Source organism: Psychromonas arctica (assembly GCF_036697365.1).
In the GTDB taxonomy this organism is placed as follows: Bacteria; Pseudomonadota; Gammaproteobacteria; order Enterobacterales; family Psychromonadaceae; genus Psychromonas; species Psychromonas arctica_A.
The window spans coordinates 115,942-130,287 of the sequence record NZ_JBAHZA010000001.1 but is presented as its reverse complement, the minus strand read 5'-3'; the positions used below and the strand labels follow the sequence as shown (position 1 = coordinate 130,287).

Sequence of the window (14,346 nt, the reverse complement as noted above, 5' to 3'; positions counted from 1 at the left end):
TACTTTGTTTTTAGATTTACTTTAGCCGTAGTTTTATATCAACAACACTAATTCAGCATGAAGCTACGAATTATTATGGAAAATATATGAGTTTTTTAGATTTTACCGTTGATGACCTTTGTGAAGAAATCCCAGGGGAAAGTGTATGCGGTGAAGATCCACGATCGGACATCTCTCCTAGTTCTACTTATTACACATTAAAAGATGTTCGTAACAATGCTCGAGCAAATGAACGCAAAGCCCTAATAGATGAAGAAAGTTTAGCCTCGGTTATTGTTGAATGGAACCCGATATTAGAACAAGTTCCAGATGCATTAATTAATAATTGTAAAGATATAGAGTTAACTGCTTGGTATATCGAAGCATTAACCAGAAAACATGGCTTTAAAGGACTGACATTTGGCTTTCAATTAGCAAAGAATTTAATTGAATCATATTGGGATGGTATTTATCCAACGCCAGATGATGGCGACCTATCTGAAAGGATAGCGCCTTTAGCAGGTCTTAATGGAGTTGACGGCCCGGGCTCTTTGATTACGCCTATTAAGTCTATTTTAATTACTAATGGCATTGATGCTTACTCGACGTGGCAATATGAACAAGCATGCGAAATAGACAGACTTGACTCTGATAAGAAAGAAAAGAAAATTGCTAACGGCGCAATATCATTATCAGATGTAGAGCAGAGTATTAAAGAAACAGATAAATTATTTTTTATTGAACTAAGTACAGATATTGAATCAGCAATACAAGCTTTCACTTTATTATCCAATGCAATGGATAATGCGATGCAAGGGGACCCTCAGCCAACTAGCTATATTCGTAAGGCCCTTGAATCCTGTTCACTAGCAATTAAACATTTAACTAAAGATATCCTTGTCGAAGAAAGTGTTGAGGAACCTGTGTTAGATGAAGATATACAAATATCAGAAGAACAAGCAATCCCTAAGTCTAGTCTTAATCAATTAATAGAAACTCGCGAACAAGCTTTAGATAAGCTAGAGGAAATAGCAAAGTTTTTTAGAAAAACAGAGCCTCATTCACCAATGTCCTATGCAATTGAACAAGTTGTTAGATGGAGCGAGTTGAGCCTACCTGAGCTACTTCAGGAGTTGATAGCTGACGGAGATGCTCGTAATGGTTTCTTTAAATTATCTGGTATTAAAACTGACACAGACACTAAATAAAATTATTTTAAGTACTAATTTTCAACGTTAAGGAGTTTAACTTGAGTATACATAGCAAATTAAAGAGAGTAAGAAAACCACGAGTTCACATTACTTATGATGTTGAGACAGAAGGAGCAGCAGTTAAAAAAGAGCTTCCTTTTGTTATCGGCGTAACAGGTGATTTTTCTGGTCACAATACTGAAGATTTAAAGCCACTTAAAGACCGTCGTTTTATTCAAATTGATCGTGATAATTACAACGATATTTTAAAGCGTATGAATCCTAAGTTAGACATTAAAGTTGATAACACGCTTTCTGATGATAATTCAGAAATGGCTGTTAGTTTATCATTTAAATCTCTAGATGATTTTGAGCCTGCTGCTATTGTTAATCAAGTTGAACCATTAAAACAATTAATGGAAACGCGTAATAAGTTACGTGATTTGATGACTAAAGTAGACCGTTCAGAAGACCTTGAAAATATTCTTGAAGAAGTACTTAACAATACGACAAGTCTGGATAAATTAGCATCTGAACTAAACATCGAAGGAAAACAGTCATGAGTACAGAAGAGCAAGTTTTAGACAATGCAGCTGCTGAAGAAACGATTAGTTTATCTATCCTTGAGCAAGCTATTGGTGCAACTAAACAAACTGAAAGCTCTCGTTCTGAAGAGTTAATCCGCTCGTTAACAGAAGAAGCGTTAAAAGGAACGGTTAGGTGGAATAAAAACTTAACAGTTACTTTCAGAGAAGCGATTGCTGCATTAGATATGACAATCTCTAAGCAGCTTTCTCTAATCATGCACAATAAAGAGTTACAAAAGCTTGAAGGTAGTTGGCGTGGTATTCACCACATGGTTAACAACTGTGAAACAAGTTCAACATTGAAAATTAGACTGATGAGCTTAAGTAAAAAAGAGCTTCATAAAGATCTAAGTAAAGCAGTTGAATTCGATCAAAGTCAAACCTTCAAAAAAATCTATGAAGCCGAGTTTGGTACTCCAGGTGGAGAGCCTTATGGTGCATTAGTAGGTGATTATGAATTTACTAACCATCCTGCTGATATTGAAACATTATCATTAATGTCAAATGTTGCAGCTGCAGGTTTCTGCCCATTTATTTCTGCATCATCTCCATCATTGTTTGGATTTGAGAACTGGGATGAATTAACTAAACCTCGCGATCTTGAAAAAGTATTTGAGTCATTAGAATACACTAAATGGAATTCATTCCGTGAAAGTGATGATTCTCGTTTCGTAACGCTAACAATGCCACGTGTATTAGCTCGTTTACCATATGGTGAAGCAACTAAGCCAGTTGAAGAGTTTAGTTATGAAGAGTTTGAGCTAGACGATAAAGGTATGCGTTCTGCAACAACATCTTCAGATGAGTATTGCTGGATGAATGCTGCATACCCAATGGCAACTAACATGGCTAAAGCATTTGCTTCTTACGGTTTCTGTACTGCTATTCGTGGTGCTGAAGGCGGCGGTAAAGTAGAAGGTTTACCAACACATGTATTTACAAGTGATGATGGTGATCCGGATATTAAATGTCCGACAGAAATAGGCATTACTGATCGTCGTGAAGCTGAACTGAGTAAATTAGGTTTCTTACCTTTATGTCATTACAAAAATACTGATTACGCAGTGTTCTTTGGTGGTCAAACTTGTCAACGCCCAAAAATGTATGACAATCCTGATGCAACTGCTAATGCAGCTATTTCAGCGCGTTTACCATACATGATGGCGACTTCTCGTTTTGCCCATTACTTAAAAGTAATGGCTCGAGATAAAATTGGCGCATTTATGGAAGCAGAAGATGTTGAATCATGGTTAAACCGTTGGATCCTATCTTATGTAAATGCAGCAGAGGGGGGCGGTCAAGAAATTCGAGCTAAATACCCATTAGCTGATGCTAAGGTACAAGTAAAAGAAATACCTGGTCAACCAGGCGCATATAATGCGATTGCTTGGTTAAAACCTTGGTTACAGATGGAAGAATTAACCTCGTCATTACGTTTGGTTGCAAAAATACCAAGTATCGGCTAACTAATTCTCTTAGGTGCTTTTAAACACTTCAGTTTAAAAGCACCTTAAAATTTCTTTGTATTAAGAAATAATAAAACTTCCATTTCAGTCCTTATAGATTGAAATGGAATTTTTATTATTATCTTTTATCGCTAAAAATAAATAAAACGGGTATTAAATTTGTCATTGTTAAGCGAAGTATCATTTTTAGATACGGACACATTATTTGTTCAACAGGAAAGTACTGCTATTCCTGCGGATATTGCTGTAAAAAAGTCGCTAACTAAACATGCACAAATGGAACGTTTTTTATATGAATCTGATGACGTAAAATCTATTTTATTGTGGTTAGAGAACTTTTCTATCCCAAATAAAAATCTCACAAAAAAAAGCTTAGAGCCTTTACTACTAAAGACAATTAGCGAGTTAGATGTGATGATTGAAGAACAGATAAATAGCATCTTACACCATAAACAATTCCAAGCTTTAGAAGCAAGTTGGCGTGGCTTAGCATATATAATTGAGCAAAAAGAAACGCAAGATAAAGAAGATAAATCTAAAATTAAAGTGCTCAATTGTAGTTGGCAAACATTAAGTAAAGACTTTGATAAATCGATTGAATTTGATCAAAGTGCTTTTTATAAGCTAGTACACAGCAATGAGTACGACACTTCTGGCGGCGAACCTTTTGGTGTCATTATTGGTGACTATCAAGTTTCTCATAAGCCTCAAAAAGGTTTAAGAACCAACGATATTGATACATTAAAAGATATTGCACGTGTCGCGGCAGCATCGTTCTCTCCATTTATCACTTCTGCAGACTCTTCACTTTTTGCTGTTGATGATTACTCTGATTTGGGGACTTATATAAATTGGTCTAAAAACTTTGAGCAACCTGAGTACAACAAGTGGCGTGCATTAAGAGAAATGGATGAATCGCGTTTCATTGGGATAACAGTTCCAAATATATTAATGCGTAAACCTTATAAAGACGATGGAACAAGAAAACAAGGTTTCAAATTTAAAGAGTCTATTAAAGATCCACAAAAAGAGCATTTGTGGGGAAACGCTGCCTATGCTTTCTCTAGTGTTTTATTACGTGCTTTTTCTGAGTCTGGTTGGTTTGGTCAAATCAGAGGTATGGACCCAGGGTTTAGAACAAAAGGGCTAGTTTGTGATTTGCCTGCTGCCCAATTTGATAATGATAAATACCGAAAAAATAGTAAACCTTCCGTAAATCTACAAATTGGAGATAAATCAGAAAAAATATTATCTGATAATGGCTTCATTCCTATCGTTCCTGTGAAAGGGTGTGAACATTTGGTTTTTTTCAGCAATGCATCTGTTCAAAAATCTAAACAGTACAATTCATTAGCTGCAACGGTTAACTCAAAGTTATCAACCATGTTGCAATATATTTTTTGTGTTTCTCGTTTTGCGCATTATTTAAAAATTCTTGGGCGTGAAAAGTTGGGTACATATAGCTCAGCTGAATTATGTGAGCGAGAATTACAAAAATGGTTACATCAATACACGGCAAGTGGCGATTCAACATCAGACTCTGTCCGTTGTAAATACCCTCTATATAGTGGCCAAGTAAAAGTAAAAGAGATGGTAGGTAAACCTGGATCTTATTATTCGATTATTCAGCTACAGCCACATTTTCAATTGGATCAAATGATTTCAAGTATCAGATTGGTTACAGAATTTACACCTCAACATTAATGGAACAGAGATGAAAAAAATTAAAGAAATGCTACAAAGTGGTAAATTAACTGATGCGATTCAATATCTAGAAACTCAGTTAAAAGACGATCCAATGAACGTCGATTTCCGTAGCTCATTAATCGAATTATTATGCATTAAAGGTGAGTTAGAACGCGCTGATAAACAGTTAAATCTGATGGTTCAAAAACACCCAGATTTTCTTATTGGAGCGACTAACTTACGTCAATTAATTCGCGCTGAACAGTCTCGTAAAGATTTTGCTGATGGAAAATCAGTGCCTGACTTATTTAATGGTACTAACCAACATAGCGAAGCATTATTGCAATTAAGTATTGAATTGCATAATGGTGATGCTGATTCAATGAAAGAAAAAGCAGAAAAATTAGAAGAAATTCGTCCTGAGTTAACAATTAAACTTAACGACAATGTTGTCACTGAAATGCGAGATCTTGATGATACATTAGGTGGTTTTATTGAAATCTTTGGTACAGATGGAAAGTTCTACTTAGCAGAACTATCACAAATTGATTTTATTACTTTTAAACCTGCTGCATCAATTATCGAACAAGTTTGGCGTCGTGTTGAATTAAGTATTAAAGATGGTCCTTCTGGCGAAGCGCACATTCCACTGGTGTATACGCAAAGTGAAACAGATGCTGAAAAACTAGGGCGTGAAACAGATTGGAAAGAGTTTGCCCCTGAATTGATGATGGGCGTAGGCCAAAAAATGTGGTTTGTTGATGATACTGCAATTCCATTTTCTGATTTCTCACGTATAGAATTATAAAGTTAGTTGCAGATAGGTCGTAATGAAAGTTAATAAACAGACTAGAAATAATGCTTCTTTGCTCGATAAGTTAATTGATGATGCCCCTGAAAATAGATACGAAATAGAAAATTATCGAGGCATTAGCTTATCTAAATTGCGACGTTATGTCGCAAGAGATCTTGAGAACTTACTCAATGCAAAAGTGCAGTGGAGTACTTGGCCTGATTATTATAAAGAGCTAGAACAGTCTTTAGTTAATTATGGTATGTCTGACTTTTCGAGCATGGCTGTCGGTAGTATGGAAGGTCGACAGTTATTGTGTGACAAAGTTACTGAGTCCATAAAGCGATTTGAACCACGCTTTGTAGAGGTTTATGTCGAAACCGTTGATAACGATCAGCCTTTAGACAGAATCTTAACCCTAAGAATTAATGCACTTCTCCATAATGATTCTGAGTTTATTGCTTTTGACTCTGAAGTAGAGCCAGTGCACTTAGGAATGAAAGTAATGGAGAGTTCGCAATGAATGATGAATTGTTAAGATATTATAATAAAGAGCTTTCTTTTATTCGTAACATGGGAGCTGAGTTTGCAAAAAACTATCCTAAACTCGCTGGACGTTTAAAATTAAGTGAAGAAAACATCGAAGACCCGCATGTTTCAAGGTTAATTGAAGCATTCTCTTTGCTAACTGCTCAAGTTAGACAAAAGCTAGATGATAGCTTTCCTGAGCTAACTGATGCCTTACTAGGGCAATTATACCCAGATTATCAAGCACCCATTCCTTCAATGTCTGTTATAAAAATGGAAACAGAAAATGTTTCTACAACGGGTGTTTTATTACCAAGAGGATCTCAAGTTGAGAGTCAAGCTCAAGGGCTTAAAACGTGTTATTTTCAAACATGTTACGATACCAAGCTATGGCCTTTAGATGTTGAAGATGCACAATTTCAAAATGCACCATTTAGTGCGCCAAAGTCAATATGGAGTAAACCTGCACGCTCCGTCATTAAGTTAAGCTTACATACAGATTACAAAGACGTCAGTATGCCTACATTAGGCGTTGATACACTGCGTTTTTATATTCATGGTCAGCCGCAACAATCATTTTTATTATATGAATTGTTATCTGCACATTGTATTGGGTTGAGTGTTTGTAAAGCCGGTGAGTTGAGTAGTAGTCAATACCTTGAACCCAGAAGTATTAAGCCTTTAGGGTTTGAACCTGAACAACAAGTTGTCCCATACAGTAAACGCTCATTTTCAGCGTATCAAACATTAATTGAGAACTTTGTATTTCCTGAAAAATTCTTATTTTTTGAAGTGCAGAACCTCAATAGTAAATGGCCAAATATAGAAGATAAATTTGATCTCTATATTTATCTTGATAAAACATCAGATGACTTAGAGAAACAAGTCACAGCAGATACATTTGTATTAGGTTGTACCCCGATAATCAATTTATTTGAGCAAGAATTAGAGCCTGTTCGTATCGAACCATCGCAATATGAATATAAACTTGCTGCAAAATACATGGATTCAGATGTTTCAGAAATCATACAAATCGATAAAGTAGAAGCTTACGACCAGAAACAAAATGCGATTAAAGTAACCCCATTCTACGGTGAAACACATCCTTCTTATGAAGATCAAGATAGAGCCTTTTGGCATACTCGACGCGAAGCATCTAGTTGGGCTGGAGGCAGTGCTGAAAATGGTACCGAATTATTCTTATCGTTAATTGACCATGAGTTTAAAGGTTTCAATTTAGAAGAAGAGTACAATCGCTGGATTTTGCGTATCACTGCACTATGTAGTAATCGAAATTTACCTACCTATTTACCATTTGGTAGTGACCAAGTGAATATGACTGTTTCTGAGCATGCCGACATAATTACCCAAGTCAAATGCTTACTAACACCAACAACTCCAGTAAGAGCTGAATTAGGAGATGCAACACGTTGGCAACTAATCAACCACTTATCATTGGATCATTTTAGTGGTGAAAATGCGCTAACAACCCTAAAAGAAACACTAAAGTTATACGACTTTAAAAATACACCGGAAAATAAAACGTTAATTGAAAACATTGAAGCGATTGAACTTAGTAGTGCAACGGCAAGAGTTAACCAAAAAGGGCGTATCAGCTTTTGTAGTGGTACCGAAATATTATTAACATTTGCAACTGACCACTTTGCTGGTAGTGGAATATTCTTTTTCTCGGCAATACTCGATCACTTCTTTTCTCAATTTGCTGCAATCAACAGTTTCACGCGTTTAAGCATTAAGTTTAAAGGGCAAGATAATATTTATCATCAATGGCCAAGCCGAGCAGGGAATATAAAACTGTTATGAAGATAAAAGATCTCATCGATAGCCCGACAGAATATGACTTTTTTCAAGCTGTCTACACGATAGAAAGACAACTATCAGCAGGCAAAGAAAAACAAAAAAAAGTTGGTTATGACAGCATTCCCAAAAATGAACTAATTCGTTTTAAATCGGAGCAATCATTAGGGTTTCCTGGTTCGTCATTAACTAAAGTAGAGTTACGTAATACTTTAAAAAATACTGCGGCATACGATATGTTTGTATCGTTTATGGGAGTGACAGGCACCAATGGCGTCCTTCCTCAACATTACACCGAACTCGTATTAGAGAGATTGAAATATAAAGATACAGGTATGCGTGATTTTTTTGACTTATTTAATCATCGCTTGCTTTCATTATATTACCGTGCCTGGGAAAAATACCGTTTTCCGATAGGGTTTGAAAACTATAGCGAAAATAAACCTGATCAATTCTCTGACGTGTTGAATCAACTGTCGGGTAATACATCAAGTGCTGGTAAATATTATGCAGGATTCTTTAATAGAAAAATTCGTAATGTAGAAGGGCTTAGACAAATACTGAGCGACTTTACCGGCTGTGCCGTAGAAATAGAACAGTTTCAAGGTAAGTGGCAACAGCTATCTGAGTCAGATCAGACTCGTTTAGGCAAACGTTCAGAAAGAGAAGGGCAATTTGCGTGCTTAGGCCATGATGCTTGTATCGGTAGTAAAGTTTGGGATGTTAATTCAAGTATCAATATAACCATTAAAGTGAACCCTAAAGCCAACGTTAATGATTTCCTAAATGGAGGTAATGTTAACACGGGGGTTAAAGACATTGTTAATAAATACCTTGGTACCTCCATTCAACATAAATTACAGCTTGAACTCTTAAATAAGCAAGTTGCTATTTCACAATTATCTAAAAATGCAATTCCACTAGGTAAAGGCGGAAGTTTAGCTATCCATAGTAAAAACCTGAAACAGAAAACAAAGATCTATTTATAAATTAAGGTAAGTTAATTAAATCAAAGGAACATAATATGTCAGCAATGACTCTTAATAAGCTAGTTGAAAAACTAAATCTAGAATGTAAAGAAACATTAGAAAAAGCAGCCTCAATTTGTAATGGAAGAAGCCAATTTACCGTTGAAATAGAACATTGGTTACAAGCCATGTTAGAAAATGAAATTGGTGACTTAACGCTTATCGCTGCAACCTTTGATTTAGATAGTAACCTTTTATTATCTGAGTTACGCATTGGTTTAGAGAAATTAAAAACGGGTAATAGTGCGTCACCTAGTTTATCTCCTCATATTGTTAGCTTGTTGCGTCAAACATGGTTAAATACCACCATTGAATTTAATGATACGCAAGTTCGTTCGGCTTATATTATTTATACCTTGCTGAAGGACGACTCACTATCTTCATTAATCTCTCGTTCTGCTGGAGCATTATTAGAAATAGATCCTGCTCAGCTATTACACGCATGGCCACAAATCGTTGCAAAATCAACTGAAAATGGCACGCAACCTAATGAGCAAGCTTCTAATAATGCTCAGAATAGCACTTTAAGTAAGACACCGAGTTTAGATCAATTTACCCAAGATTTAACAGCTCAAGCTAAAAGTAATAAATTAGATCCTATTCTTGGTCGAGACAACGAAATTCGCCAGATGATCGATATTTTAACGCGTCGCCGTCAAAATAACCCTATCTTAACTGGTGAAGCTGGGGTCGGTAAAACAGCCGTTGTCGAAGGTTTAGCTTTACGCATTGCGCAACAAGAAGTACCTGCTGCATTACTTAATGTGTCAATTCATGTCCTTGACTTAGCTTTACTGCAAGCCGGTGCTGGCATGAAAGGCGAGTTTGAGAATCGACTAAAAGGCCTTATTAACGAAGTTAAAAACTCCGTTAATCCAATTATTTTATTTATTGACGAAGCACACACCATGATAGGCAGTGGAGGCCAAGCAGGTCAAAATGATGCTGCAAATCTCTTAAAACCTGCTTTAGCGCGTGGAGAATTGAGAACGATTGCAGCAACAACTTGGGCTGAATATAAAAAATTCTTTGAAAAAGATGCAGCGTTAGCGCGTCGTTTTCAGGTAGTCAAAGTTGAAGAGCCAAGTGAAGAAAACGCCGTGATTATGATGCGTGGATTATTGCCTATCATGGCTAACCACCATAATGTATTGATTTCTGATCAAGCACTTAAAGCGTCTGTTTCATTATCAAAACGTTACATTAATGGTAGACAACTTCCGGACAAAGCCGTTAGTTTGTTAGATACAGCTTGTGCACGAGTTGCTATGAGCCAAGCCTCTACTCCCGGAGCAGTGGAAGCCTTACAACGACAAGAGCAACAGCTTACAGCACAGATTAAACTGCTAGAAAACGAACAAAAAACAGGTGTTGTTCATAAAAAACAACTATTAGCGCTGAATAAAACCTTAAAACTAGCGCAAAAAGAACTGGTACCAATAACAGCACAATGGCAAAAAGAATTGCAACTAGTGACTCAAATATCAGAATTAGTCGCAGCATTACAACAAGATAAAGTTGAAGGTCAAAAAGCGAAACTTGATGAGTTAACAAAAATAAAGACGGAGCTAGCAAAAAATTCAACACCAATGGTGCATTGGGAAGTTGATGAGCAATTGGTCGCAGAAGTTATTGCCGATTGGACTGGTATTCCAGTGGGTAAAATGAAAACAGATGAAATTGAAAATATCTTATCATTACAAAAAACAATGGCTAATCGTGTTATTGGTCAAAATGATGCACTAGATATTATCGCAAAAACGGTACAAACATCGCGTGCACACTTAAGTGATGAAACAAGGCCTAATGGAATCTTCTTATTAACGGGTCCTAGTGGCGTAGGTAAAACCGAAACCGCATTGACATTAGCCGAGCAAGTTTATGGTAGTGAAGAGAACGTTACTGTCATCAACATGTCAGAGTTTAAAGAAGAACATAAAGTGTCAATGCTAGTTGGTGCTCCTCCTGGTTATGTTGGCTATGGAGAAGGAGGCGTATTAACTGAAGCAGTTCGCCGTAAACCTTACAGCGTAATCCTGTTAGATGAAATGGAAAAAGCACATCCAGGTGTACAAGACGTATTTTATCAAGTCTTCGATAAAGGAATGATTAAAGATGGTGAAGGGCGCGATATCGACTTCAAAAACACTATTATCATCATGACATCCAATGTTGGAACAGATACCACTATGGAATTGTTCGAAGATGAAGAAACCGCTCCTTCCTTTTTAGGTTTACAAAAAGCATTAAAAAATGATCTTTTAGAGATATTTAAACCTGCATTTTTAGGCCGTGTTAATGTAGTTCCTTATTTACCATTGTCTCAAGAAGTTATCAAAGAGATAGCAAGGCTACAGCTCGAAAGAATTGGTAAACGATTTGATAAAAACTACCAAGCTAAATTTGAATACACTGAACAAGTCGTACAAAAAATAACAGATATGTGTGACGATACTGGGTCAGGCGCAAGGAATATTTACAACATATTGCAGAAGTTCATGTTGCCGCAACTATCAGTTAAAACACTTAAAAAGTTATCAGAAGGCAAGAAAATAACGGCAATTAAAGTAGGTGTAACTAAAGACGAATTTACATTTAAACTATAGTAGGTATATTTCTAACTAAATAAGAGTAGTTGAGCGTGATACATTGATCTTAAAAGGTATTAGCTGTTTTTTTGTATTGATATAATTCTATTAAATATCAATTTTTTTTCAAAATTACATTGTCATTTTTGGCGGTCTTTGTATACTGTTTGCTCTTCAAACTGTAAGTTATTTTATTTTTGTTTGAGGAGATTTGTTGTTAAAACATTTATAGTAAATTCACGCTTTAAATGTGCTCAACGACTTCTTTAAAATATTTTATAAAACCTATGTATAAGGGACATTTAAATGCAAGCAAATACTTATTTAAACTACGAAGGAATTAAAGGCGAAACAACTGCTGAAGAATACAAAGACTTAATCACTCTTCTTTCTTTAGATTGGAATGTTAGTCGTGAACTATCTTCGTTCACTGGTACTGCACAAGATCGTGAAGCAAGCTCTACTCGTTTAGGCGATGTAACAATCACTAAACTACAAGATAGCGCGTCACCAGATCTTTTTAAAGAAGCGACTATTGGTAAAGGTAAATCAGCTGTTTTTCATATCACTAAACAAGGTGATAAAATTGAAGAAATCATGAAAATTGAACTAACTGATGCAATGATAGCAAGCTACAGCGTATCTGTACAAGGCGACCGTCCAGTTGAACACATCACAATCAGCTACACTGAAATGATGATGACTGTTACTCCTACAGATGATCAAAATAACATTACTGCACCGTTAGTTTACGGTTACAGCGGTGTTAAAGGTCAACAAATGTAATTTTGTTGATTTAAGACTCTGGGAGCATTACTTTATTGCTCTCGGAGGCTTGCTAATTTTTATCGTTAGGGCCAAGAATGCAAAAAGCGACACAAATAAACAATACAATTAGCATCTCAACGCCACTGGGTGAAGATGTTCTATATCTAACACGGTTTTCTGCTCAAGAATCAATCTCTCAACTATTTTCTATATCTGCGTCTATGTATACCATTGGTACACAAATATCACTTGATGACTTGATAGGACAACCCGTATCTATAAAACTACGTGGTGGAGATAGTTTGCTGATCCCATTAGCAGACAGATATTTTCACGGTGTAGTAAGTTATGTTGAATGTAGTGGTTCTCGCACTGCGGCCGCTGGCGATGATGAAGATTACCTTGATTATTATCTAACGATTCAGCCTACAGCTGCATTTATGAAAAAACGTACAAACTGTCGTATTTTTCAAAATAAATCTGTTATCGAAATTGTGACTGACCTATTTGGTCAACATAATGTTGAGTTTAAAGACTTAACAACTTCCGTATACCCTAAATATGATTATTGTGTTCAATACCAAGAGTCAGACCTAGATTTTGTAAGTCGCTTATTACAACTTGAAGGCATCTTTTATTATTTTGAACATACTGACTCTTCTCATACCTTATTGTTAGTCGACTCTGCGACAACATATGAAAAATGTGAGCAAAGCTTAGTACAATGCAATTCAGGATCTTTATCTGTTCCACATGTTGCCAGTTGGCAGGGTGGGTTAAGCATGGTAAATGGCGCCTTTTTACAAAAAGGTTATGACTTTAAACAACCTAAAAAATTCCCAACGGGTGACAATGCCATCGCATCGATGCCATCACAAGAAAAATATGAAGTTTACGATTACGTTGGCGAATCAGAATACAATAAACGTGCAAAACCCGCTGCAGATATCCGCTTAGAAGCACTACAAAAAGACATGCACAAGTCTTCAGGGCAAAGTGACTGTAGGAGTTTTGGGGTTGGCAAAACCTTTACGTTTACCAAACATGAAGATTCTCGTTATCGTGGCAAAAGCTATGTCATAACGGGCATGCGAACAGAGGCAACACAACCAAATCAAACAGGCGCAAGCCAGTTTAGTGGGGATGTCTACCGAAACAGTTTTGAATGTGTACCAAGTGATACGCCATACAGACCAACATCATTAAGAAGTAAACCATTGATTAATGGTGTTCAAACAGCTGTTGTAACAGGTGATGCTGGTGATGAAATCCTCGTCGATAAATACGGTCGAGTAAAAGTCCAATTTCACTGGGATAGAGAAGGTCAGAATGACTCTAAAAGCTCTTGTTGGATACGTGTGGCTCAAAACTGGGCAGGTAATAAGTGGGGCGCATTTTTCTTTCCAAGAGTCGGTCAAGAAGTCCTAGTTGAATTCATCAATGGTGACCCTGACCAGCCTATCATCAGTGGTGCAGTGTACAACGCAGATCTAATGCCTCCGTACTCATTGCCAGGCAAAAAAACACAAAGTGGCATTAAAACTCATAGTACCAAAGAGGGGACTGCGAGTAACTTTAATGAATTACGTTTTGAAGATGAAAAAGGCAAAGAATTATTATTTTTCCAAGCTGAAAAAGATCATGAACTTAACGTTAAAAACGACCAAACAGACACGATCGGAAACAACCGCGTTACACAAGTCAACAATGATGATTCTGCAACCATAGCGAACAATCAAACGGTTAACGTAGGTAAAACACTTAACATTACAGCAGGCACTGAAATTGTGTTAACAGCAGGCGGTGCGTCTATCACCATGAGCAGTAGTGGTGCTATTGATATCAAAGGCACTAATATCACTGTTAACGGTACAGCAATAGCGCTAAAAGCAGCTGCAATTTCGTTGAATTAATT

At 36.5% G+C, this 14,346-nt stretch carries 11 protein-coding genes; all 11 read left to right on the top strand.

Going from position 1 to position 14,346, the window contains the following annotated elements; all coding sequences use genetic code 11:
• The first annotated feature begins 86 nt into the window (after positions 1-86).
• Positions 87-1,187 (top strand): type VI secretion system protein TssA, encoded by a 1,101-nt coding sequence (gene tssA, locus V5290_RS00535; protein ID WP_333380651.1) that lies wholly within the window; start codon positions 87-89, stop codon positions 1,185-1,187.
• A gap of 41 nt (positions 1,188-1,228) precedes the next feature.
• Positions 1,229-1,732: a type VI secretion system contractile sheath small subunit gene (gene tssB / locus V5290_RS00530; protein WP_333380649.1), complete on the top strand. Its 504-nt coding sequence runs from the start codon at positions 1,229-1,231 to the stop codon at positions 1,730-1,732.
• Complete coding sequence (gene tssC, locus V5290_RS00525) at positions 1,729-3,222, top strand: type VI secretion system contractile sheath large subunit (protein ID WP_333380647.1); 1,494 nt, start codon at positions 1,729-1,731, stop codon at positions 3,220-3,222. Before tssB ends, tssC (V5290_RS00525) begins: the two co-directional genes overlap by 4 nt.
• Positions 3,223-3,381: 159 nt before the next feature.
• Positions 3,382-4,926, top strand: coding sequence for a type VI secretion system contractile sheath large subunit (gene tssC / locus V5290_RS00520; RefSeq protein WP_333380645.1), 1,545 nt, complete (start codon positions 3,382-3,384; stop codon positions 4,924-4,926).
• A gap of 10 nt (positions 4,927-4,936) precedes the next feature.
• Positions 4,937-5,716, top strand: coding sequence for a type VI secretion system accessory protein TagJ (locus V5290_RS00515; protein ID WP_333380643.1), 780 nt, complete (start codon positions 4,937-4,939; stop codon positions 5,714-5,716).
• 22 nt (positions 5,717-5,738) lie between these two features.
• Positions 5,739-6,224 carry a type VI secretion system baseplate subunit TssE gene (tssE, locus tag V5290_RS00510; protein ID WP_333380641.1) on the top strand — a complete coding sequence of 162 codons (486 nt, stop codon included), beginning with the start codon at positions 5,739-5,741 and terminating at the stop codon, positions 6,222-6,224.
• On the top strand, positions 6,221-8,053 hold the full coding sequence (gene tssF / locus V5290_RS00505; protein WP_333380639.1) for a type VI secretion system baseplate subunit TssF: 1,833 nt from the start codon (positions 6,221-6,223) through the stop codon (positions 8,051-8,053). The genes tssE and tssF overlap by 4 nt, the downstream gene beginning before the upstream one ends.
• Positions 8,050-9,036: a type VI secretion system baseplate subunit TssG gene (gene tssG, locus V5290_RS00500; RefSeq protein ID WP_333380637.1), complete on the top strand. Its 987-nt coding sequence runs from the start codon at positions 8,050-8,052 to the stop codon at positions 9,034-9,036. Before tssF ends, tssG begins: the two co-directional genes overlap by 4 nt.
• 35 nt (positions 9,037-9,071) lie before the next feature.
• A complete protein-coding gene (tssH, locus tag V5290_RS00495; RefSeq protein WP_333380635.1) occupies positions 9,072-11,681 on the top strand; it encodes a type VI secretion system ATPase TssH in 2,610 nt (869 codons plus the stop codon).
• A 288-nt stretch (positions 11,682-11,969) separates the two neighbouring features.
• Entirely contained in the window at positions 11,970-12,449 is a 480-nt protein-coding gene (locus V5290_RS00490; RefSeq protein ID WP_333380634.1) for a type VI secretion system tube protein Hcp, read from the top strand.
• Between the two features lie 77 nt (positions 12,450-12,526).
• On the top strand, positions 12,527-14,344 hold the full coding sequence (gene tssI, locus V5290_RS00485; protein ID WP_333380632.1) for a type VI secretion system tip protein VgrG: 1,818 nt from the start codon (positions 12,527-12,529) through the stop codon (positions 14,342-14,344).
• The last annotated feature ends 2 nt before the right edge of the window (positions 14,345-14,346 follow it).

What these genes read in the sequence shown, in the direction of transcription:
- tssA (WP_333380651.1), top strand. Translation starts at nt 87, where the DNA reads ATGAGTTTTTTAGATTTTACCGTTGATGACCTTTGTGAAGAAATCCCA.
- tssC (WP_333380647.1), top strand. Translation starts at nt 1,729, where the DNA reads ATGAGTACAGAAGAGCAAGTTTTAGACAATGCAGCTGCTGAAGAAACG.
- V5290_RS00515 (WP_333380643.1), top strand. Translation starts at nt 4,937, where the DNA reads ATGAAAAAAATTAAAGAAATGCTACAAAGTGGTAAATTAACTGATGCG.
- tssE (WP_333380641.1), top strand. Translation starts at nt 5,739, where the DNA reads ATGAAAGTTAATAAACAGACTAGAAATAATGCTTCTTTGCTCGATAAG.
- tssF (WP_333380639.1), top strand. Translation starts at nt 6,221, where the DNA reads ATGAATGATGAATTGTTAAGATATTATAATAAAGAGCTTTCTTTTATT.
- tssG (WP_333380637.1), top strand. Translation starts at nt 8,050, where the DNA reads ATGAAGATAAAAGATCTCATCGATAGCCCGACAGAATATGACTTTTTT.
- tssH (WP_333380635.1), top strand. Translation starts at nt 9,072, where the DNA reads ATGTCAGCAATGACTCTTAATAAGCTAGTTGAAAAACTAAATCTAGAA.
- V5290_RS00490 (WP_333380634.1), top strand. Translation starts at nt 11,970, where the DNA reads ATGCAAGCAAATACTTATTTAAACTACGAAGGAATTAAAGGCGAAACA.
- tssI (WP_333380632.1), top strand. Translation starts at nt 12,527, where the DNA reads ATGCAAAAAGCGACACAAATAAACAATACAATTAGCATCTCAACGCCA.